The sequence below is a fragment of the Vibrio tasmaniensis genome, assembly GCF_024347635.1.
Classification (GTDB): Bacteria; Pseudomonadota; Gammaproteobacteria; order Enterobacterales; family Vibrionaceae; genus Vibrio; species Vibrio tasmaniensis.
Genome location: NZ_AP025510.1, coordinates 258,493 through 280,832, shown reverse-complemented (window position 1 = coordinate 280,832; position 22,340 = coordinate 258,493). Strand labels below are relative to the sequence as shown.

Sequence of the window (22,340 nt, the reverse complement as noted above, 5' to 3'; positions counted from 1 at the left end):
ATCAATATGTTTGCATCTAAAGAAGGTCAATCAATCCCTCAAGTAACATTCCCAACTCGCCAAGGCGATGCATGGGTTAACGTAACGACGGAAGAGCTATTCAAAGATAAGACAGTTATCGTATTCAGCTTACCAGGTGCGTTTACACCGACATGTTCTTCAAGCCACCTACCTCGTTACAACGAGCTACATTCTGTATTCAAAGATAACGGTGTTGATGACATTCTATGTGTTTCAGTAAACGACACATTCGTAATGAACGCTTGGAAAGCAGACCAAGAAGCTGAAAAAATCACATTCATCCCAGATGGTAACGGTGATTTCACAGACGGTATGGGCATGCTAGTTGAGAAAAACGACATCGGCTTCGGCAAACGTTCATGGCGCTACAGCATGCTGGTTAAAAACGGCGTGGTAGAAAAAATGTTCATCGAAGAAGACGTACCAGGCGACCCGTTCAAGGTTTCTGATGCAGATACTATGCTTAACTACATTGCTCCTGAGCACAAAGAGCAAGAGTCAATCACAGTATTCACTAAGCCAGGCTGTCCTTTCTGTATGAAAGCGAAGCAGAACCTAATCGACAAAGGTTTGAACTACGAAGAAGTAGTACTAGGTAAAGACGCGACAACAGTAAGCCTACGTGCAATCTCTGGTCGCACAACGGTTCCACAAGTATTCATCGGTGGCAAACACATCGGTGGTAGCGAAGAACTTGAAGCTTTCCTAGGTTAATGACTTACTATCGATATAAGCTTAATCGTTAAGTTAACTAAGCAATATCAGCTAACCCACCCTCTTGTGGGTTAGCTATTCCAAACACTCTTATCTGAGCTTTGGAAAAGAATATAGCTTGTGACTCGCCCGTCTTTAACTAACCTATAGTTAGTAACAAGAAGCAGTTAGCAATAAAGGCAGAGCGACAAGCTAAACCTAATAAAACAGAATCACAAAACCTGCCCGTTATCCTGACTCTCAAAAAATCACCAGAGTTGGAGGGGTTCGTTCAAACTAAATTTAGCTATTGCGAGAAAATTATTATGAAACAAGTCAATGTAGATGTAGCAGTTATCGGGGGCGGTACGGCAGGTTTAGGTTCTTACCGCGCTGCAAAAGCACACACTGACAGTGTTGTGATGATTGAAGGCGGCCCTTACGGTACAACCTGTGCTCGTGTTGGTTGTATGCCATCTAAACTGCTTATTGCAGCGGCTGAAAGTGTACACCAAATTGAGAAAGCTCCGGCTTTTGGCGTTCACCCACAAGGGGATATCGTGATTAACGGCCGTGAAGTGATGGACCGAGTGAAGTTTGAACGTGACCGTTTTGTTGGTTTTGTTTTAGAAGGTGTTGATGAAATCCCAGAGCAAGACAAGATCTCTGGCTACGCAAAGTTCTTAGATGACAACACGCTACAAATCGATGACCACACAGTTGTGACGGCTAAGCGTATTGTTATCGCAACAGGTTCTCGCCCTGCATACCCTGCAGTTTGGAATGAACTTGGTGACCGTCTGATCATTAATGATGACGTATTCAGCTGGGATGATTTACCAGAATCAGTGGCGGTATTTGGCCCGGGCGTTATTGGCCTAGAGCTTGGTCAATCACTACACCGCTTGGGTGTGAAAACAAAACTGTTCGGTTTAGGTGGTCAAGTTGGCCCAGTAACCGACCCAGAGATCATGGCTTACGCAGACAAAGCCTTCAATGAAGAGTTCTACCTAGATGCCGACGTGAAAATCGAAAGCATGAAACGCATTACCACAGAATCGGGTGAAGCTCGCGTCGAAATCCAGTTCATCAATAAGCAAGGTGAATTAGAAACTAACATCGTTGAATACGTACTGGCAGCTACAGGCCGTCGCCCTAACACTGATAAGCTTGGCCTAGAAAATACCTCTCTAGAACTTGATGAACGTGGTGTGCCAGTTGCAGACCACTACACGCTACAAACATCGCTACCATCAGTATTTATCGCTGGTGATGCGAGTAACCAACTGCCTCTACTGCATGAAGCAGCAGACCAAGCGCGTATTGCCGGTGACAACGCAGGTCGTTTCCCTGAGATTCGTGCAGGCTTACGCCGCTCTAAAATCTCGGCGGTATTCTCTGACCCGCAAATCGCGATGGTTGGTGAAACGTACAAAGAGATCACCACCCGCCTAGGCACATGTGGCTGTTTCGCAACGGGTGAAGTGTCTTTCGAGAACCAAGGTCGTTCACGAGTGATGCTACGCAACAAAGGTATTCTGCACGTTTACGGCGAGCAAGGTACAGGCCGTTTCCTTGGTGCTGAAATGATGGGACCAAACGCAGAACACTTGGCGCACTTGTTAGCATGGGCACACCAGAACAAGATGACGGTTTCTGAAATGCTAGACATGCCGTTCTACCATCCAGTAATTGAAGAAGGTGTACGAACAGCGCTACGTGACCTGAATGCGAAACTGCACCTAGGTCCAGAGATGGTGAAACACTGTCTAGATTGTGGCCCAGGTTGTTAATCTCAGGTCGTTGCAAAACTAGCAGTTTGGTCTATTAACAGAGACTAGGTACTAAAAAGGAAAGCCATTGGCTTTCCTTTTTGTTTTTGGCAACGAGCAAACAAAGATTCCCGACCACGCTCCTTCGTCGCTACCGGCAATGACGACGCTGTGTGATACACAGTTAAGTCGAAGCCAAACCCGTCATTCCAGAACCGAGGAACGAGGTATCTGGAATCTCTTGAAGCCATTGCCGCCGCCAAAGGTTAGCTATTACTTCTCAGCAGCAATAACAGAGATCTCAACCAGTAGCGCTTCACGAGCCATATCACCCGTCACACATGCACGAGCTGGTGCGTGACCTTCAGGAACCCATGCATCCCATACTGCGTTCATCTCTTGGAAGTCTTTCATATCTTTCAAGTAAATCGTTGCTGACAGCATGTGCTCTTTATCGCTGCCTGCTTGCTCAAGTAGGGCTTCAACTTTATCCAGCATCGTCTGTGTTTGTTCTGTGATGTCTTTGGTCGCATCAGCACAAACTTGGCCACATAGGTAGATAGTGCCGTTGTGTTTAACAATACGGCTCATGCGTTGCTTCGTTTCTTGGCGCTCAATCATTTCGCTCACTTTCTCATGTCATAAGGATACTCAATAAAGAACAATACTAACCAATAAGCAGCCTTATGGCATGAAAAACACGCCATAAGTAACGCTAGTTTTTAACTTACAACTTTACCAGCAATGTTAATCGAGGGGTAATAACTCACCTTCATAAGTAAACCAGTCAATATCTAGCCGATAGTATTACTTATAGAAGACGTTGCCTTTAATGAATTTTCGATTAATCGTCTTTACGTTAAGTTCATCACTTTATATAGGTGAAAGTATAGACGTAAAGCTCTCCTTACTTTCTTTACGTCTATACTCAATTTATAAGTTATCAATTTAGGGTTAGTTATGGTTTCTAGAAGACGCTTAATTGCATACTCATTGCTGTCTACTCCAAGTGCAGCCCTTTTACTAACGACTATTGGCTGTAATGATGATAGTAATGAAACCGATGAGAGTGATGTAATTCAGTCTATAAAGCTTTTAGATCCGGATGAAAACGGAGCGATGCTGATTTCAGGCTTTTCATCTAAAATCATCGCTAAGTCAAGTGAAATGCCGAGTAAAAATTCTAGCTATTTGTGGCATAACTCTCCAGATGGTGGAGCCGTATTTTCGACTGAGGGTGGGTGGGTTTACGTATCAAATAGTGAAGAGTCTAACAACCTTGGGGGAGTTGGTGCTTTAAAGTTTAATACACAGGGTGAGTTAGTTGATGCCTACCAAATTCTATCCAACACAAACCGAAACTGTGCAGGGGGAAGTACCCCCTGGGGAACATGGTTGTCTTGTGAAGAGATTGATCAAGGGAACGTTTGGGAGTGTGACCCCTTAGGCGTCGAAGCACCTACTGTATTACCTGCCCTTGGTACTTTCAATCATGAAGCTGTAGCTGTTGATATCAATAATGATTTATATCTAACAGAAGACAAACCCGATGGAGGCTTTTACAAATATATATCTAATGATAAAACTAGTAACAAGCCTGATTTACAAAATGGAACTCTATACATTGCAATAAAAGATGACAACCAATTATCTTGGCAAGAAGTACCCGATCCAACAGCCACATTGAATGAAACTCGTTACCAAGTCAACTCTAGTGCAACCTTTAATGGGGGAGAAGGCATTACCTATGAAGATCGAGTCGTATACTTTGTGACTAAAGGAGACAATAAGGTATGGGCATATAATATTGATACTCAAAAAATTGAGATTTTATACGACGCTAGCATGTACTCTAATCCAGTACTTACCGGAGTCGACAATATTACGCTAGCTCCCAATGGAAGCCTGGTCATAGCGGAAGATGGCGGTAATCTTCAACTTGTAATGTTATCAAAAGCAGGAGAACTCTACCCTTTGATTCAGTTAGTAGGCCATGACAGCAGTGAAATAACCGGCCCTGCATTTTCACCTGATGGGAAAAGGTTATATTTTAGCTCTCAAGATGGAACGTCAGGGGAGCCTGATGGAGGCATTACATTTGAGATATTCGGTGATTTCTCAAGTCTACCATAATTATTTATAGAAGAACAAAAAAGAAAAAAGCCCCAGAACCAATCGATTCTAGGGCTTTCTTAGAAAATTCTAAGAAAAAGCAGTGGTACTTTAATAGACCGGAGTTTTCTTAGTTTGTTCCCAAAAAAGATCAGTTTTTTGATCTTTTTTTTAGGCGCTATAAAATCAATACTTTAAGCAACATTCACCTTAGCGATAACCTGCTCCACCAAGTTCACTTCCAACGCCACTTCATCACACGCATGTTGACGAGGGCACTGTTCACAATCTTTTAGTACCTTCTCAGGCAGTAGAGATTTCGATGTAGGTAAGAAATCATGTTTCATAAAGAACTCTGGAGTACGAGTCAGCACAAACACCTTCTTGATCGCCATTTGTCGCGCTTTATCAACCAAGTGCTGCACAATCGCGGTGCCCTGCCCTTGGCCTTGCCAGCCAGCTTCAACACCGAGCGAGCGAATTTCTGCTAAGCCAGAGTCATACACATAGAGTGATGCACAACCTGTCACCTCACCATGATGCTCTGCGACGGCAAACGAACCAATATCACGCACCAGTTCATTACGAGAACGAGGCAGGTTTTCACCCATATTCGCCCAGTAGGCCACCATGCCTTCCAACGCTTCAATATCGGTCAGACGAGCAGAACGAACCTTGACGATGGAAGTATCACGCTGTGATAAACGCTTCTCTGCTTGGTCAACCGCGTAAGCCACTTGTTGTGGTGATACACCACCTAGCGCACTACGTTTTTCAAGGCACGATTCAATAGTCAGGATGTCATACACATCCTCTTCAATCACCTCGGAGAACTCTTTCATCTCTGCGATGGTTAACTCTTCTAATGCACAGCCTTTAGCAATCGCCGCGACGACTGTTACACCAACAATGTGGTGAGCTTCACGGAAAGGAATGCCTTTCGCTACTAAGTAATCAGCCAGTTCTGTTGAGTTCGCGTAACCTTGTTTTGCTGCTTCAAGCGTACGTTCGCCGTTCACTTTAATGCCGTCAAAACAAAGAGCAGCCATCTCCATACAATCATTCCAAGTATCTAAAGCGTCGAACAGACCTTCTTTATCTTCTTGCATGTCTTTGTTGTACGCCAAAGGCAGAGCTTTCACTGTCATCATCATTGCGGCTAATGAACCGTATACACGGCCAGTTTTGCCACGGATAAGCTCTAGCGCATCCGGGTTTTTCTTCTGTGGCATCAGAGATGAACCTGACGTCACTGTATCGGCTAACTCGATGAAGTTTGATTCACCTGAGTTGTAGAAAATCATATCTTCTGCAAGACGCGAAAGGTGAAGCATTGAGATAGATGCAATCGACATCAGCTCCATCACATGGTCACGGTCAGAAACTGAATCTAGAGAGTTGCGCGTTGCACGATGGAAACCTAAGTTGTGAGCTAACTCTTCACGGTCCATCGGGTAAGCAGTTCCAGCAAGGGCACCAGAACCCAGCGGACATGTATCTAGACGCTTAATCGCATCATTCAAACGAGAATAATCACGCTCAAGCATTTCAACGTAAGCCAAGCACCAGTGAGCAAAAGTTACAGGCTGAGCACGTTGTAAGTGAGTGTAGCCAGGAAGTACGGTTTCTTGATGCTGAGAAGCAACGTTCACCATTTGGCTTTGTAGACGGTCCAGTGCCAGTAGCAACTGGTTACCTTGCTGACGACACCATAATTTCAGGTCGGTCGCCACTTGGTCATTACGAGAACGGCCCGTGTGGAGCTTTTTGCCCAAGTCACCGACTTTACCGATAAGTTGTTGCTCAACCCAACTGTGAATATCTTCTGCATCAGAACGTAGAATCTGTTCAGGATCTTCCATCACCTCAAGTTTTAGCTCATTTAGCGCTAACTCAAGCTTCTGTTGCTCTTCCTCGGTTAATACGTTGACCGACAGTAGAGCTTTAGACCAGGCAATTGAGCCCACAATGTCTTGCTCAGCCAATCGGTAATCAAAACGAAGAGAATCGTTAAAATCTTTGAACCGGGTGTCTGCTGCTTGGGTAAATCTACCGCCCCATAATGCCATTGTGTATCTCCTAATTGCACAGTGCTCACTGTTTTTGCAAATGATAATTCTGATTAAGATTCAGTATTTTTCTGATGGTTTAAACTTACGGCAATTCAAAATGAAAATAAAGTATTAATTCATTATTTTCACATATTTATTCACCACCAGCTCGAGCCATTGATTATTTTAGTGTGGTTCGCGAATTATATGCCATTCAATGATAAAAACCGAAGATGATTTATTAGACTAATAGATTGCAAAAAGCCCATTCACTAATCAATAGTGGATGGGCTTTGCGTAATAATGTCTATTTTCTAGCCTTCGATTACTAGTAAAAGGCTAGCTAACTCATGGTTAGGGTTACTTTTGGCTATTCAGAGCACGGATACGGCTTGATAGCGAGTAAAGACGGATGAAGCCTTCAGCGTGGCTTTGGTCGTAAACTTCATCTTCACCAAAGGTTGCAAACTCTTCTGAGTACAGGCTGTTGTCAGAACGTTTCTGAGTCACCGTTGCATGGCCTTTGTAAAGCTTAATAACCACTTCACCATTTACGTCTTGTGCTAGTTCATCTGTTGCCGCAAGAATTGACTTACATAGCGGAGTGAACCAACGTCCATCGTATACAAGGTGAGAAGCTTTAACACCTAGCTCTTCACGGAATTCGAATGCCGCTTTATCAAGAACCAGTTGCTCTACTGCACGCAGTGCTTCCATCATGATTGTGCCACCTGGAGTTTCGTAACAACCACGAGACTTCATACCAACAAGACGGTTCTCTACGATATCGATACGACCAACACCGTGCTTCGCACCTTTCTCATTTAGATAAACCAGTGCGTTGTATGGCGTCATTGTTTCACCATCAACCGCTACCACTTCGCCTTTTTCAACTTTAAGCGTCACTGTTTCAGATTCGTTTGGCGCTTGCTCTGGGTCTACAGTCCAAGCCCAGCAATCTTCATCCGGTGCGTTCCATGTATTTTCTAGAACGCCACCTTCTGTAGAAATGTGCCATGCGTTTGCATCACGAGAGTAGATCTTAGTCAGAGAAGCAGTACAAGGGATGTTACGTTCTGCTAGGTAATCCAGACACTCTTCACGGCTCACTAGATCCCACTCACGCCAAGGTGCGATTACATGTAGGTCTGGTGCCAGTGCAGCAAATGCACCTTCAAAACGAACTTGGTCGTTACCCTTACCTGTACAGCCGTGACATAGTGCGTCTGCACCGACTTTACGTGCCACTTCAACCTGAGCTTTCGCAATGATTGGACGAGCCATCGAAGTACCTAGCAGGTATTTACCTTCGTAGTAAGCGCCCGTTTTTAGCGTTGGGTAGATGTAGTCAGCCACCATCTCTTCTTTAAGGTCTGCGATGTAACACTCAGAAGCACCAGAAGCTTTTGCTTTCTCTTCAATACCAATCAACTCTTCGTCGCCTTGGCCTACATCTGCAACAAATGCGATAACTTCGCAATCATAGTTCTCTTTCAACCATGGAATAATTACTGATGTGTCTAGACCGCCAGAGTAGGCTACTACAACTTTCTTTACGTTAACTTTGCTCATTTTCTTTCTCCTAGTTTCCATACTGCACATGGCGGTCAGCGTTGGAAATGACTTCATTATTATGTGTTAAATTTATTTGTCTAAATTCTTTAAGTAGTAACTCGTCGTGAGGTCTACTGAGGTAAAAACTGCGTTCCTATGCTTTTACCTGAAAACAGTTGTGTTAGCTTTTCTGGGTATCGCCAAGTAGCAACTTCGATTGGTCGTCCAAGGCCGTTAGCGGCTTCTAGTGCGGCTTGAACCTTAACGATCATGCCGTCGGTAATCACTTTCCCTGTAATAAGGTCATCAGCTTGCTGTTGATTGAGGCTTGGAATTAGGTGGCCTTTGCCATCCAACACACCACTTACATCAGAAAGCAGCACCAGTTCAGCATCAAGTGCGCCTGCAACGGCAACCGCAGCTTGGTCGGCATTCACATTCATCAGTTGGCCTTGCTCAGTCAGACCAATGGAACTAATGATTGGCAGTGCGCCCGCATTAAGAATCGCTTGCAGAACGGTTGAGTCGCCCGGCTCCGCTTTTCCTACCGCGCCCAGTTCAGGGTTCAGTTCGCTTACTTTGCATAAACCACCATCAGCTAGGCTCAAACCAACGGCGTTGATACCGTCTTTAATTGCCTGACCTTGAAGTAGTTTGTTGGCCGTGCCTGCTAGTGCACCAGCGATCACTGGGATCTGATCATAAGGAGTAACACGTAACCCTTCTTTCTTAACGGTTTCGAGGTTCAACTTATTCATTAAATCATCAACAAGGTAACCGCCGCCGTGAACAATCACGATTGGTCGTTGTGCCTGTTGTTGGTAAGCAGAGATAGCACCAAATAACTTGCTAAGTGTTTCACCACAAGATAGCGCAGCGCCACCTAACTTTATGATTAATGGTTGATTATTAAGGCTCATATCTAGATTCCCTTACACTAACGCAGTCAATGGCGCAAAACCATAACGTAGATTTAAACACTGCATCGCTTGGCTAGATGCACCCTTTAATAAGTTATCAATCGCTGAAACAACGATGATGTGCTGACCTTGAACCTTCCAACCTAAGTCGCAGAAAGGCGTCTGTTCTACATCTTGAATTCTTGGCAATGTCTCTTCGAGTAATCTCACCGCAGGTTTACCTTGGTAAGCTTGCTCAAAGGCATTTTGTATCTGTTTTTCTGTCACGCCTTCAGCCAATTTCATGGTGATGGTCGCCAAAATACCGCGCTTAAAGTTGCCGAGGTGCGGGGTGAAAATCACATCACACCCTAGGTGTGCAGCCATTTCAGGTTGATGACGGTGATTGAACACGCCATAAGCTTGCAGACTCACTTCGCAGAAGCTGTTAACCATCGTCGCTTTGCGACCTGCACCAGTAACGCCGCTAGTCGCGTTAATTACTGGCCATTGGTTCTCATCGAGTAACTTGGCTTCAACCAAAGGCTTAATCGCCAATTGTGATGCGGTTGGGTAACAACCCGCGACTGCGACAAGTTGAGCTTCTTTGATCTCTTGCTCATTCCATTCCGCTAAACCGTAAGCCGCTTTGTCTAGCCATTGTTCGTGTTGATGTTCAAAACCGTAAAACTCTTTATAGAAGTTTTCGCCTTTAACTCTGAATGCACCCGATAGGTCGAAGACTTGGCAATTGTTCTCAAGGAAGATTGGCGCGAGGTCGTGGCTGACTTCATGCGCGGTCGCTAAAAAAATCACATCAGACTGTTTAGCCACTTCTTGCGGATTTGTTAAAGGTTGCACTGGCATATCAATCAGGCCAGCTAACTTACCGTGTAGTGCAGCGATAGGTTTGCCCGCGTCTACACTATTGGCTGAGACATATAAACCTGATAGCGTGAGCTCAGGGTGTCTGTTTATCATTAGAGCCAGTTCTGCTCCTGTATAGCCGCTTGCGCCAATGATCGTGGTTTTCAACATCTCAACACATCCATTCTTGAGGTAAGTTACATTTCAAATTTGACTATTCATACTTAATTTTTAGCTATATTTGATTTCTTATGCATTAAATATGATTTAATATGTGTTTTACCGACTTATGGTTTTCCTGTCAATAGTAGAAGTGAAGATATTATGCAATTACCGAGTTTCCTTGAGGTCTATAAAGGCCTAATTTCCACCGACTCCATTAGCTCAACCGATCCAAGCTGGGATCATGGCAACGAGAAAGTGATCGAAAAAATGGCTCAATGGTTTAAAGACGTAGGCTTTAGCGTTGAGGTAGTGGAAGTCGAACCCGGCAAACATAATATGGTCGCAAAGATGGGTTCGGGAGAAGGCGGCTTATTGCTTGCAGGACACAGCGACACCGTGCCATTCGATGAAGGACGTTGGAATTTCGACCCTCACGCACTAACAGAACACAACAACCGCTTCTACGGATTAGGCACCGCCGATATGAAAGGCTTTTTTGCTTTCGTTTATGAAGCCGCAAAGAAGATGGATTGGAGCAAACAGACCAAGCCGCTCTATGTATTAGCAACCTGTGACGAAGAAACCACCATGCTAGGTGCACGTCATTTCACCGAAAATGCACCGTTTAAACCGGATTACTGCATTATTGGTGAACCAACCAGCCTAGTGCCTATTCGTGGACATAAAGGTCATGTTGCCAATGCCGTGCGAGTAACCGGTAAATCAGGTCACTCTTCAGATCCAGCATTAGGTGTTAACGCCATCGAGATCATGCATGAAGTGCTGTTCGCTTTAATGCAGCTGCGTGACAAGCTAGTCAAAGAGTACCATCACCCAGGATTCGCCATTCCAAGCCCGACGCTAAACCTTGGTCATATCCACGGTGGCGATAGTGCCAACCGTATCTGTGGCTGTTGTGAGCTGCATTATGACGTTCGTCCTTTACCGGGCATCAGCTTAGATGGTTTGGATAACATGCTGCGCAGCGCACTTAAAGAAGTCGAAGCAAAATGGCCGGGCAGAATTGAGATTACTCCCCTGCATGAGCCAATTCCGGGTTATGAGTGCCAGCACGATCATCCATTTATTGGTGGCATGGAATCAGTTTGTGAGATTGAATCGCAAACCGTGAACTACTGTACAGAGGCACCTTTCCTTCAAGAATTATGTCCAACCTTGGTGTTAGGCCCAGGCTCAATTGACCAAGCTCACCAACCGGATGAGTTCTTAAGCTTCGATTTTATTGACCCAACAATTGATGTTCTGAGTAAATCTATCCGTAAATATTGTTTCTAGTTATTACTTTTCAATCCGAACATTCACATAAAAGCCACCCTAAAAAGTGGCTTTTATTCTGCCATCCCTGATATAGCCGCAATCTTGTAATTAAATTTCACTTTTTCCCTAAGTTTTGAAAAATTTACTTCTCCCGCATTTTTAAACCTAATAATTGCAAACTTAGAATGCTTTATTTGACTAGATACAGCACTTTTCGCTAGATTGTGTACTTAACAAGGAACAATGGATGTAATTTTTTTACGAGGCAGGATGACAATGAACGAGAAATACGCCGCTCTCAAGAGTAACGTAAGCATGCTAGGACGCTTGCTAGGTAACACAATCCAAGATGCACATGGTGACGTTATCTTAGAGAAAGTGGAGACTATCCGTAAACTTTCCAAATCCGCCCGCGCAGGCAACAAAGCTGACCGTGACAGCCTAGTTGAAGAAATCAAAAACCTGCCGAACGAACAACTCACTCCTGTTGCTCGTGCATTTAACCAATTTCTCAACCTCACCAACATGGCAGAGCAATACCACACGATCTCTCGCCACTGTGAGGAGCATGTTTGCGAACCAGACGTGCTGCAATCTCTATTTTCCAAATTAAACCAAAACGACATCAGCAAGCTAGATGCAGCTCAAGCTGTTCGCGACCTGAACATCGAACTCGTTTTGACTGCTCACCCAACAGAAATCACTCGTCGCACCATGATCAACAAGTTGGTTAAGATCAACGAGTGTCTGTCTAAATTAGAATTAAGCGACCTATCACACAAAGAGCGAGTGAAAACCGAACGTCGCCTAGAGCAGCTTATTGCTCAAGGTTGGCACTCTGATGTGATTCGTCAGCAACGCCCAACACCACTTGATGAAGCAAAGTGGGGCTTTGCAGTTGTAGAAAATTCTCTTTGGGAAGCTGTACCTGATTTCCTACGTGAAATGGATGGCCGACTAAAAGGTTACCTTGGTGAAGGCTTACCAATCGATGCTCGCCCAGTACACTTCTCATCTTGGATGGGTGGCGACCGCGATGGCAACCCATTCGTAACGCACACCATCACCAAAGAAGTACTGCGCCTATCTCGCTGGAAAGCCGCTGACCTGTATCTAGGTGACGTGAACGAGCTGATTACCGAACTGTCGATGACCAAGTGTAATGACGCCGTTCGTGAATTGGCTGGCGATGAGCACGAAGCTTACCGTGCAATCCTTAAGAGCCTACGTACTCTGCTGAACAACACGTTAGAAGTGCTTGATGCAAAACTGCACGATGCTGAAGTACCGAAGAAAGAAACACTACAGAACATCGACCAACTTTGGACACCACTTTACGCGTGTTACCAATCTCTGCACGAATGTGGCATGGGCGTCATTGCAGACGGTTCTCTGCTTGATACTCTACGTCGTCTAAAAGCATTCGGTGTGCATTTAGTTCGTCTCGATGTTCGTCAAGAAAGTACACGTCACTCAGATGTGCTGTCTGAATTGACTCGCTACCTAGGCATTGGTGATTACGACCAGTGGAGCGAGCAAGACAAAGTCGCTTTCTTAACTAATGAATTAAGCTCAAAACGCCCACTGCTACCGCGCGACTGGGAGCCATCTGAACAGGTCAAAGAGGTTTTAGACACCTGTAAGGTCATTGCTGCTCAACCTCGTGAAGCCTTTGGTGCTTACGTGATCTCTATGGCTCGTACAGCATCGGATGTACTGGCTGTTCACTTGCTTCTGCAAGAATGTGGTTGCCCGTACCGCATGGACGTATGTCCATTGTTCGAAACGCTGGACGACTTGAACAACTCAGAAGCCGTGATGAAACAGCTAATGAGCATTGATTTATACCGTGGCTTTATCCAGAACCACCAAATGGTGATGATCGGATATTCTGACTCAGCAAAAGACGCTGGCGTAATGTCTGCTGGTTGGGCGCAGTATGATGCAATGGACAAGTTGGTTAAGGCTTGTGAAGAAGAAGGTATTGAACTGACTCTATTCCACGGCCGTGGCGGTACAGTTGGTCGTGGTGGTGCTCCGGCGCACGCTGCTCTTCTTTCTCAGCCACCTAAAAGCTTGAAAGGCGGCTTACGTGTAACTGAGCAAGGCGAAATGATCCGCTTTAAACTTGGCTTGCCAGATGTTGCAGTGAATAGCTTCAACCTATACGCAAGTGCGATTCTAGAAGCGAACCTTCTGCCACCACCAGAGCCAAAACAAGAATGGCGCGACCTAATGGAAGTGCTGTCTGAAGTATCTTGCGAAGCTTACCGTAACGTCGTTCGTGGTGAAGAGAAGTTTGTTCCTTACTTCCGCCAAGCGACGCCAGAGCTAGAGTTAGGCAAGTTGCCTCTTGGTTCTCGTCCTGCGAAACGTAACCCGAACGGCGGCGTAGAAAGCCTACGTGCGATTCCATGGATCTTCTCATGGAGCCAAAACCGTTTGGTACTTCCTGCATGGTTAGGCGCTGGTGAAGCGATCCAATACTCTGTCGATCAAGGCCATCAAGCGCTACTTGAAGAGATGTGTCGTGAATGGCCATTCTTCTCTACTCGTCTAGGTATGTTGGAAATGGTGTACTCGAAGTGCAACATGGAAATCGCTAAGTACTACGACCAACGCCTTGTTGATAAAGAACTGCTGCCGTTAGGTGAATTACTGCGTGAGCAATTGCAGAAAGACATCAAAGCGGTGCTGAATGTAGAAAATAACGAGAACTTGATGCAAAGCGACCCTTGGGGACTTGAGTCAATTCGTCTACGTAACATCTATGTTGAGCCGCTAAACATGCTTCAAGCGGAACTGCTTTACCGTACTCGTAAGTGTGAAACACCACCAGCAGAACTAGAAGAAGCGCTAATGGTGACGATCGCAGGCATTGCAGCAGGTATGCGAAACACTGGTTAATTAGTGATTCCATCTATAAAAGAAACAAAAGGTCGCCATGTGCGGCCTTTTTATTTCGCCAAATAACCACTAGTGAGTATTTTGTCAGTTTTTTGGGTTATTTTGTCCATGTATTCTACTTTATGCTTATTATTTAGATATACTACTGCTCCGCTGCAGAAACACTCCAAAATAATAATCTGCGGCACTCGACCAATAAACTGGTCAACCTAGGTGATAAACGGCTTTGTAAGGTGACATAACCAACGATTGAGTTGGTGCTACTTGAACATAACCAATATAACGTGCCATAGAAGCACACTTGTTGTTCAAGTATTTGTTTACTGTTTACCATTTGGATTTCAGACATGTCATTACCACACGTAATTTTAACCGTTTTAAGTACACGCGATGCTACTGGTTACGATATCACAAAAGAATTCTCCGCAAGCATTGGTTACTTCTGGAAAGCTAGCCACCAACAAGTTTACCGCGAGCTAAATAAAATGGCTCAGAACGACCAGGTAACTTGCGTACTTGAGCCTCAAGAAGGCAAACCTGATCGTAAAGTTTACTCTATCACCGATGCTGGCCGTGGCGCGCTAGGTGAATGGTTTGAACAACCAACTGCACACCCAACCGTTCGTGACGAGTTCTCAGCTAAGTTAATCGCTTGTGCTGTACAACCTTCTGATGCGTACCGTGTACAACTTGCTGAACTAGTAGAAGAGTCTCGCAAACTGGTTTCTCACTACAAAGAAATCGAAGCGGCTTACTACGCAACGCCATCGACACTAGACAAGCAAGCACGCCTAGAGCGTCTAACGCTTCGTCGTAACCTACTGATCCGTGAAGCATGGATTGTATGGGCTGACGAAGTACTGCTTGAACTTGGCGCTCTTGCTTAAGTTAAGCTAGAAACTAGAAACTAGAAACTAGAAAAGCAAAAGGCTTGAACTCTTAGAGTCCAAGCCTTTTTTGTATCTATAGGATTTGAAATGTTACTACCAGAAGCTTTTACAAGCGCTTGGGCTTTACTTACAGCGCAGCAACCTGTGGGCGAACACCTAGCGTATGGCAAAGTGCATAAGTCATTTCTGCACGGTTTAGCGTGTAAAAGTGGAAATCTTTCACACCTTCACGGCTTAGCGTACGAACCATATCGATCGCTTGGCTAGCACCGACTAACTGACGAGTTGTTGGATCATCATCCAAGCCTTCGAACTGCTTCGCCATCCAACCCGGTACTTTTACGTTATTCATCGCAGCAAAACGAGACGCTTGCTTGAAGTTAGAAACTGGCAAGATACCCGGTACAATCTCTACGTCAACGCCAGCCGCCACACAACGGTCACGAAAACGTAAGTAGCTTTCTACATCGAAGAAGAACTGAGTGATTGCACGATTTGCACCCGCATCCACTTTACGTTTTAGGTTAATAAGATCAGATTGAGCGCTTTTTGCTTCAGGGTGAACCTCAGGGAATGCCGCTACTGATATATCAAAGTCGTGACGAGATTTAAGCAGCTCGACTAAATCAGACGCATACATATCTGGCGCACCGCCGCCTGCTGGAATATCACCACGCAACGCAACAATACTTTCAATGCCATTTGCCCAGTAATCGTCGGCAATTTGAATCAGCTCTTCGCGGCTAGCATCAATACACGTTAAGTGTGGTGCAGCAACTAAGCCTGTTTGGTTCTTAATTTCTTTAATGATTGAGTGGGTACGATCACGCTCACCCGAGTTTGCACCGTAAGTTACCGATACAAATTTAGGTTGAAGTGTTTTAAGACGGTGAACAGAATTCCACAGGGTCTCTTCCATCTTCTCACTGCTTGGTGGGAAAAATTCAAATGACACATTGATGTTGTCAGAAAGCTCTGCAATATTCTGATTTAAAGCGTCGATATGACTTGCGTGTGTGTATCCCATCTTACTCTCCCTGTGGCAAAAGCAACCACTAAATAATCTCAAATCCCTAACGACGTTTAGACGTCTATATGTCTTCAGAATGAATTGAATACGATTTAATGTCAACAGATCCATTATGAATTTTTTTCAAGTAGATAGTGAGAAAAGCTCAAGCCGATAGGTGGGTCGCAAAGAAGAAATAATGTAGAAAAAAGACTGAAAACACATCGTGCTTTCAGCCTTATTTATCTTAGTGGATAGTATGCTATTTACGCATTTAAACAATTAATCTGAGTATTAAAGCAATTGATCTGACTATTAAGCCAATCGCTCTAAGTATTAAGCCAACCGCTCTCAGTATTAAAACAGGCTAGACATTCTGTTTAGGTCAGATTGAATTGCACCAGCTGTCACTTCACGACCAGCACCTGGGCCACGAATAACCAATGGATTATCTTTGTACCATTTGCTCTCAATCGCAAAGATGTTGTCGCAAGGTAATAAGTTCGCCAGGGCGTGCTCTTTCGATAGCGCCTCAACGCCTACCGTTGCTTTGCCATTCTTCTCTAAACGCGCGACGTAACGCAAAACCTTCTGTTGAGACTGCGCTTTATCTAAACGCTCGGCCAACTCTTCACTCAGTACAGAAGCTTTATCAAAGAAGTCATCCACTGACAGATCTTGTAATTCTTCAGGTACCAATGATTCTACTTTGACGTTTTCAGGCTCAATATCTAAACCCGATTCACGCGCCAGAATCACTAGCTTACGCATCACGTCAGAGCCATCGAGGTCAGCACGAGGATCCGGTTCCGTCAGGCCTTGTTGCCACGCTAAATCAACCAACTCGCTGAATGACACCGTGCCATCAAACTGTTGGAATAACCAAGATAGAGTGCCCGAGAATATACCTGACAGAGCAATAATATCGTCACCGCTTTCGCGCAGGTCACGTACCGTGTGGTTAATCGGTAAGCCAGCACCCACTGTCGCATTGTACAGCCAATGACGGCTGATCTTAGCGAAAGCATCTTGTACCTGATGGTAATACTCGCTTGATGCAGAACCTGCCACCTTGTTAGCCGAGATCAGGTGAATACCTTGTTGTGCGACTTGCAGGTATTTTGCAGCAAGCACCGGGCTTGCCGTAACATCTAACACAACCGCTTCATCGTAGCCCTGAATAGAACCCAAACGCTCTAGCCAGTCGTTGCCGTTATTGGCAATCGCTTCATCATCAAAACGCTTGCTCACAGAAGTCGCATCAATGCCTTGATCATCGAACCAATAAGTTTGGCTATCAATCACCGCAACCAATTCAAAGTTCATTCCACGACGCTTTTCAAGTTCCGCTTTTTGCTCAGCAAACAGGCTTAACCAACTTGAACCAATATTGCCCTTGCCACATAAAGCAATCGCAACACGCTTCTGCGCTTGGAACAGTTGAGAGTGAATGCCTTTCACTAGGCTTGATGTTTCACTCTTACGAATCACAGCCACTAAGCTCAAGCCTGAGTTTGCTTCTGAGATAAACTCAACCGGTGAGCTCTTGAGTTGTTGGTAGAATCCATAACAATGGTTCGGGTTCTTAGTCACACCAGCACCCACCGCCGCAATCAGAGAGAAGCCTTCTTTAAGCTTAATTTCCGCTTCAATCGCGTGGTCTTGTAGATATTCTAAAGCGCCACCAGCGATCTCTTCTGTATAAGCAAGGCGCAAACAGTGCTGATCGGGTTCAAGCTCATAAGCAAGCGGCTCAAGTTGAGCTCGTTTAAGACCTTCAAGAACTTCACTTTCTAAGCGGTCAAAATCATGGCCATGACCAAAGGTCAGCTGAACGATCAGAACTTCATCCAGAGAGGTAATGATTTTTGCGCCACGACCCGATGCCAGTACACGCTCTATCTGTGTAGAGCCCGCCTCCGGCTGGTAGCTGCAGCGCAAGCTGAGATCCATAGCACTTTGAGCCACAGGCTGTAGCGTTCGGCTATGGAGCACTGGAGCCGCCAGACGAGCGAGTTCACTCGCTTCATCAAGGCGAAGCAGAGGCAACAAACACGCATCCGAAACCAAACGAGGGTCAGCGCTGTAAACGCCTGCCACGTCACTCCAAATCGTCACACGTTCAACTTCAGCCAAAGCGCCAATCACGGTTGCTGAGTAATCTGAACCGTTACGACCAAGCAGTACTGTTTCACCTTCGCAGTTCTGAGCCATAAAGCCCGTAATCACCACTCGGCAATGCGTATGCTGAGCCAAAACTTCTTTAATCAGAGGATAAGAACGCGCGCGATCCACTTCGGGTTGAGCACCCGCTTCTGCACGTAAAAAGGCACGCGCATCTTGAGCAACTGCTTGTAAGTCATGTTGGCACAACAGAGCAGCTAACAAACGTGAAGACCAAACCTCACCGTGTCCTAACACCTGTGCTTTTTGCGATTCGCTTAGAGGAGCAGTTAGCTCACCTAAAGCAGTAAATTCTTGTTGAATAGTGGCCGTTAGCTGAGCCGCAGACTCATCTTCAAGCAGCGCTTCAATCAGCTCAAGCTGGAACTGACGAAGGGTTTGTAGACATTCATGCGCAATACGACCATCTTTGTCGAGCGCTTCAACAAACTCAATCAAGCGGTTAGTTGTTTTACCCGCAGCCGATACCACGACCAAGTCAGTAGCTGACGAGTATTCTCTAAGAATATTGACCACGCGTTGGTAACACTCAGGGTTCGCTAAACTGCTGCCACCAAATTTATGTAGCTGGCGAAAGGTTGTCATTATTAAACCTCCCCTTCTGCGATAAAGCCTTGTGTTTTTTCAAACGCTTGCTTGAGATCATCAATCAAGTCTTCTGCATCTTCAAGGCCAACAGAAAGGCGCAGTAATTGTTGAGAAACACCCGCTTCTGCTAATGCTGCTTCGCCCATAGCACGGTGAGTCATCGACGCTGGGTGACAAATCAGGCTTTCAACACCGCCCAATGATTCAGCCAAAGAAAATAGCTCTAATTTATCCACAAAATATTTAAGTGCTTCAAAAGATCCCGAAAATTCAAAGCTCAGCATGGAACCAAAGCCCAACTGCTGTTTCTTCGCGATCTCGTGACCCGGATGTTCAGGAAGGCTTGGGTGGTAAATCGTACCCACCAGATCTTGTTGTTGCAGAGCCGTCAGAATTTCACGTGAGCTCTCTTCGTGAACGCGCATACGTGCACCTAGCGTACGAATACCACGTAGCGTCATGTAGCTATCAAATGGTGTGCCGGTTGCACCAATACAGTTACCCCACCATGCTAGCTCTTCAGCGTGCTCTTCTGTCTTAGTAACTACAACACCACCAATGACATCTGAGTGTCCGTTGATGTACTTGGTGGTTGAGTGGATAACAAAATCCGCACCCAGCTCTAAAGGCTTTTGGAACACAGGCGTCAAAAACGTGTTGTCGACAGCAACCAGAGCACCTACTTCTTTCGCTTTACGGCAAGTTTCTGCAATATCAACCACACGAACCAATGGATTCGATGGCGTTTCGATTAAGATTAACTTTGGCTTAAGCGCGATCGCAGCATCCAGTGCGGCTTGATCCGATTGATCAACAAACAGAACTTTGAAGTCACCTTTGAGTGAGCGTGTGTTAAACAGACGGTAAGTACCGCCATAGCAGTCGTGCGGTGCAATAATAAGATCATCGCCACCTAAGAAAGCGGATACCCATAAGTTAAGTGCCGACGTACCACAGTTAGTAACAACCGCGCCTTTACCAGACTCAAGCTCAAATAGTGCCGTTTCTAATAGACCGCGGTTTGGGTTACCAGAGCGGGTATAATCGTACTTTGGCACTTCACCAAAAGCGGGAAACCCATAGTTAGTCGAAAGATAAATAGGTGGGACAACGGCATGGTGTTGCGTGTCTGACTCGATACCAGTACGTACTGCGATGGTTGCTGGCTTCCGGCTGCTCATAGGTGCTTCCTTACAAGTTTTGCGTCTGAGAATCACAGCTGCTTGTCGGCATTTTGTGGCTGTGTTAGATATATGTTACTCACTTTACTTTCATAAACGTGAGACGTCAACACTTCCGGACGTCTATATGTCTTTGCTTATGGCAGTAAATCCCGCTAAAATCAGCACTATTAATTTATTCTAACAACTAAAGTGATGAAGGTACGCAATGGCCGACTGGAATGGTGAATACATAAGCCCATATGCTGAGCATGGAAAGAAAAGCGAACAAGTAAAGAAAATTACAGTTTCTATCCCTCTAAAAGTGTTAAAGGTTCTTACTGACGAGCGCACTCGCCGCCAGATCAACAACCTACGCCATGCAACAAACAGTGAGCTACTGTGCGAAGCCTTTCTACATGCGTACACTGGCCAACCACTGCCAACGGATGAAGACCTTCGTAAAGATCGTCCAGACGACATCCCGACTGAAGTCAAAAAACTGATGACAGAGATGGGCATCGAGTTCGAAGCGTTTGACGAAGAATAAAAACAACTCAGTCACCGCCTTCATTATTGATTCGCTATAGCTGAACCCTATTTGTCACATCACCCACTACGTTATCTGTAGCTGCGCTGTGAATGATAGACATAAAAAAACCGACTCCTATGAGTCGGTTTTTTATTATTCTTTTTCGCTCAATAGAGCAACAGCTACTAAGCTATTAAGCTACTAAGCTACTAAGGCATTAAGGCATTAAGGCATTAAGGCATTAAGGCATTAAGGCATTAAGCCATATAGTTAGCAGGCATCTCAATTCGAGCAACGCCAGACTCAACAGCCGCTTCAGCAACTGCTTTTGCAACGCGAGGAAGCAGACGCGGGTCCATTGGCTTAGGAATGATGTAACCCTTACCGAACTCCAGTGCAGTCTCGCCCGCAGCTGCCAATACTTCAGCTGGAACTTCTTCTTTCGCTAGTTCACGAATCGCTTTAACCGCCGCTAGCTTCATTTCGTCATTGATTTCGCTCGCACGCACGTCTAGTGCACCACGGAAAATGAATGGGAAACAAAGTACGTTGTTTACTTGGTTAGGGTAATCACTACGGCCTGTACCCATGATTAGGTCAGAACGAACTTCGTGTGCAAGCTCAGGCTTGATCTCTGGATCTGGGTTTGAACATGCAAACACAACCGGCTTATCAGCCATCAGCGTAAGAGCCTTAGCTGGTAGCAGATTAGGACCCGATACACCCAAGAACAGATCAGCGCCTTCGATAACATCTTCAAGCGTGCGCTTGTCGGTGTTATTTGCGAACAGCTCTTTGTATTCATTCAAGTCATCACGACGAGTGTGGATCACACCTTTACGGTCAAGCATGTAGATCTTCTCACGCTGAGCGCCACACTTAATCAGTAGCTCCATACAAGCAACCGCTGCTGCGCCAGCACCTAAACAAACGATCTTACACTCTTCCAGTTTCTTACCTTGAAGCTCAATCGCATTCAGCATACCTGCTGCCGTAACAATCGCAGTACCGTGTTGGTCATCGTGGAATACAGGTACATCACAACGCTCAATCAGGCGACGCTCGATTTCAAAACAGTCTGGTGCTTTGATGTCTTCTAAGTTAATACCGCCAAATGTATCTGCGATATTCGCAACCGTATCAACGAACTCATCGATTGTGCGGTGTTTTACTTCAATATCGATAGAATCTAAACCAGCAAAACGCTTAAACAGTAGCGCTTTACCTTCCATAACCGGTTTAGAAGCAATAGGACCAAGATTGCCTAAGCCAAGAATTGCAGTACCGTTAGAGATAACTGCAACCATGTTGCCTTTACCTGTGTACTTGTAAACGTTATCGACGTTCTGTGCGATCTCGCGAACAGGCTCAGCTACACCTGGGCTGTATGCCAGTGCTAGGTCTTCTGCAGAGTTTGCAGGCTTCGTCAGTTCTACGGCAATTTTGCCTGGAATTGGGAACTCATGATAATCAAGAGCTTGCTGACGGAATTGTTCTTGAGGCGATAACGCTTGAGAGGATTGATCTTGGCGGCTGTCTTCAGACATAGGTGTAGGTTCCTAGGATATTATTATTTGGGGGATCTTGTTCATGTTAATGGATGTACTTCAAAGTTCCTAGGTGGTTGAAGCATCTGTATCATTAAAAAACGAGATTTC

At 45.3% G+C, this 22,340-nt stretch carries 16 protein-coding genes; 7 read left to right on the top strand and 9 right to left on the bottom strand.

All coding sequences use genetic code 11. From position 1 onward, the window contains the following. The first annotated feature begins 6 nt into the window (after window positions 1-6). Window positions 7-735 carry a glutathione peroxidase gene (locus OCV44_RS01250; protein ID WP_009848898.1) on the top strand — a complete coding sequence of 243 codons (729 nt, stop codon included), beginning with the start codon at window positions 7-9 and terminating at the stop codon, window positions 733-735. Between the two features lie 305 nt (window positions 736-1,040). Further along, window positions 1,041-2,507: a dihydrolipoyl dehydrogenase gene (locus OCV44_RS01245; RefSeq protein WP_009848897.1), complete on the top strand. Its 1,467-nt coding sequence runs from the start codon at window positions 1,041-1,043 to the stop codon at window positions 2,505-2,507. Window positions 2,508-2,759: 252 nt separating this feature from the next. Here the strand turns inward: OCV44_RS01245 and OCV44_RS01240 are convergent, their stop codons facing one another. Continuing rightward, window positions 2,760-3,107, bottom strand: coding sequence for a RidA family protein (locus OCV44_RS01240; RefSeq protein ID WP_004729674.1), 348 nt, complete (start codon window positions 3,105-3,107; stop codon window positions 2,760-2,762). A 339-nt stretch (window positions 3,108-3,446) separates the two neighbouring features. Between OCV44_RS01240 and OCV44_RS01235 the strand changes: the two genes are divergently transcribed. Continuing rightward, window positions 3,447-4,619, top strand: coding sequence for an alkaline phosphatase PhoX (locus tag OCV44_RS01235; RefSeq protein ID WP_139685155.1), 1,173 nt, complete (start codon window positions 3,447-3,449; stop codon window positions 4,617-4,619). A 173-nt stretch (window positions 4,620-4,792) separates the two neighbouring features. Here OCV44_RS01235 and argH read toward each other — a convergent pair whose 3' ends face one another. From argH to argC, 4 genes are all read right to left on the bottom strand, one after another. After that, window positions 4,793-6,667, bottom strand: coding sequence for an argininosuccinate lyase (argH, locus tag OCV44_RS01230; RefSeq protein ID WP_139685154.1), 1,875 nt, complete (start codon window positions 6,665-6,667; stop codon window positions 4,793-4,795). A gap of 342 nt (window positions 6,668-7,009) precedes the next feature. Then, the gene (locus tag OCV44_RS01225; protein WP_009848894.1) at window positions 7,010-8,221 is read right to left on the bottom strand and encodes an argininosuccinate synthase; all 1,212 of its coding nucleotides are present in this window, start codon (window positions 8,219-8,221) and stop codon (window positions 7,010-7,012) included. Between the two features lie 113 nt (window positions 8,222-8,334). Then, a complete protein-coding gene (gene argB, locus OCV44_RS01220) occupies window positions 8,335-9,123 on the bottom strand; it encodes an acetylglutamate kinase (protein WP_139685153.1) in 789 nt (262 codons plus the stop codon). A gap of 12 nt (window positions 9,124-9,135) precedes the next feature. Further along, the gene (gene argC, locus OCV44_RS01215) at window positions 9,136-10,140 is read right to left on the bottom strand and encodes an N-acetyl-gamma-glutamyl-phosphate reductase (protein ID WP_139685152.1); all 1,005 of its coding nucleotides are present in this window, start codon (window positions 10,138-10,140) and stop codon (window positions 9,136-9,138) included. 153 nt (window positions 10,141-10,293) lie between these two features. On the opposite strand from argC, the gene argE reads away from it, so the two are divergent. From argE to OCV44_RS01200, 3 genes are all read left to right on the top strand, one after another. After that, window positions 10,294-11,430 carry an acetylornithine deacetylase gene (argE, locus tag OCV44_RS01210; RefSeq protein WP_004729680.1) on the top strand — a complete coding sequence of 379 codons (1,137 nt, stop codon included), beginning with the start codon at window positions 10,294-10,296 and terminating at the stop codon, window positions 11,428-11,430. A 252-nt stretch (window positions 11,431-11,682) separates the two neighbouring features. Beyond that, the gene (gene ppc, locus OCV44_RS01205; RefSeq protein WP_211349764.1) at window positions 11,683-14,319 is read left to right on the top strand and encodes a phosphoenolpyruvate carboxylase; all 2,637 of its coding nucleotides are present in this window, start codon (window positions 11,683-11,685) and stop codon (window positions 14,317-14,319) included. A gap of 347 nt (window positions 14,320-14,666) precedes the next feature. After that, entirely contained in the window at window positions 14,667-15,206 is a 540-nt protein-coding gene (locus OCV44_RS01200) for a PadR family transcriptional regulator (protein WP_009848889.1), read from the top strand. A gap of 130 nt (window positions 15,207-15,336) precedes the next feature. On the opposite strand, the gene metF is transcribed toward OCV44_RS01200, so the two are convergent. The 3 genes from metF to OCV44_RS01185 form a co-directional block, all read right to left on the bottom strand. After that, entirely contained in the window at window positions 15,337-16,236 is a 900-nt protein-coding gene (gene metF / locus OCV44_RS01195) for a methylenetetrahydrofolate reductase (protein WP_009848888.1), read from the bottom strand. 339 nt (window positions 16,237-16,575) lie between these two features. Then, the gene (locus OCV44_RS01190) at window positions 16,576-18,987 is read right to left on the bottom strand and encodes a bifunctional aspartate kinase/homoserine dehydrogenase II (RefSeq protein WP_139685150.1); all 2,412 of its coding nucleotides are present in this window, start codon (window positions 18,985-18,987) and stop codon (window positions 16,576-16,578) included. A 2-nt stretch (window positions 18,988-18,989) separates the two neighbouring features. Beyond that, on the bottom strand, window positions 18,990-20,171 hold the full coding sequence (locus OCV44_RS01185) for an O-succinylhomoserine (thiol)-lyase (protein ID WP_029223036.1): 1,182 nt from the start codon (window positions 20,169-20,171) through the stop codon (window positions 18,990-18,992). 208 nt (window positions 20,172-20,379) lie between these two features. Between OCV44_RS01185 and metJ the strand changes: the two genes are divergently transcribed. Further along, window positions 20,380-20,700 (top strand): met regulon transcriptional regulator MetJ, encoded by a 321-nt coding sequence (gene metJ, locus OCV44_RS01180; protein WP_004729686.1) that lies wholly within the window; start codon window positions 20,380-20,382, stop codon window positions 20,698-20,700. A 239-nt stretch (window positions 20,701-20,939) separates the two neighbouring features. On the opposite strand, the gene OCV44_RS01175 is transcribed toward metJ, so the two are convergent. Then, window positions 20,940-22,229: a malic enzyme-like NAD(P)-binding protein gene (locus OCV44_RS01175; RefSeq protein ID WP_139685149.1), complete on the bottom strand. Its 1,290-nt coding sequence runs from the start codon at window positions 22,227-22,229 to the stop codon at window positions 20,940-20,942. Window positions 22,230-22,340 lie beyond the last annotated feature (111 nt).

Excerpts from the sequence above, each read along its gene's own strand:
- OCV44_RS01250 (WP_009848898.1), top strand. The coding sequence starts at position 7 with ATGTTTGCATCTAAAGAAGGTCAATCAATCCCTCAAGTAACATTCCCA.
- OCV44_RS01245 (WP_009848897.1), top strand. The coding sequence starts at position 1,041 with ATGAAACAAGTCAATGTAGATGTAGCAGTTATCGGGGGCGGTACGGCA.
- OCV44_RS01240 (WP_004729674.1), bottom strand. The coding sequence starts at position 3,107 with ATGATTGAGCGCCAAGAAACGAAGCAACGCATGAGCCGTATTGTTAAA.
- OCV44_RS01235 (WP_139685155.1), top strand. The coding sequence starts at position 3,447 with ATGGTTTCTAGAAGACGCTTAATTGCATACTCATTGCTGTCTACTCCA.
- argH (WP_139685154.1), bottom strand. The coding sequence starts at position 6,667 with ATGGCATTATGGGGCGGTAGATTTACCCAAGCAGCAGACACCCGGTTC.
- OCV44_RS01225 (WP_009848894.1), bottom strand. The coding sequence starts at position 8,221 with ATGAGCAAAGTTAACGTAAAGAAAGTTGTAGTAGCCTACTCTGGCGGT.
- argB (WP_139685153.1), bottom strand. The coding sequence starts at position 9,123 with ATGAGCCTTAATAATCAACCATTAATCATAAAGTTAGGTGGCGCTGCG.
- argC (WP_139685152.1), bottom strand. The coding sequence starts at position 10,140 with ATGTTGAAAACCACGATCATTGGCGCAAGCGGCTATACAGGAGCAGAA.
- argE (WP_004729680.1), top strand. The coding sequence starts at position 10,294 with ATGCAATTACCGAGTTTCCTTGAGGTCTATAAAGGCCTAATTTCCACC.
- ppc (WP_211349764.1), top strand. The coding sequence starts at position 11,683 with ATGACAATGAACGAGAAATACGCCGCTCTCAAGAGTAACGTAAGCATG.
- OCV44_RS01200 (WP_009848889.1), top strand. The coding sequence starts at position 14,667 with ATGTCATTACCACACGTAATTTTAACCGTTTTAAGTACACGCGATGCT.
- metF (WP_009848888.1), bottom strand. The coding sequence starts at position 16,236 with ATGGGATACACACACGCAAGTCATATCGACGCTTTAAATCAGAATATT.
- OCV44_RS01190 (WP_139685150.1), bottom strand. The coding sequence starts at position 18,987 with ATGACAACCTTTCGCCAGCTACATAAATTTGGTGGCAGCAGTTTAGCG.
- OCV44_RS01185 (WP_029223036.1), bottom strand. The coding sequence starts at position 20,171 with ATGAGCAGCCGGAAGCCAGCAACCATCGCAGTACGTACTGGTATCGAG.
- metJ (WP_004729686.1), top strand. The coding sequence starts at position 20,380 with ATGGCCGACTGGAATGGTGAATACATAAGCCCATATGCTGAGCATGGA.
- OCV44_RS01175 (WP_139685149.1), bottom strand. The coding sequence starts at position 22,229 with ATGTCTGAAGACAGCCGCCAAGATCAATCCTCTCAAGCGTTATCGCCT.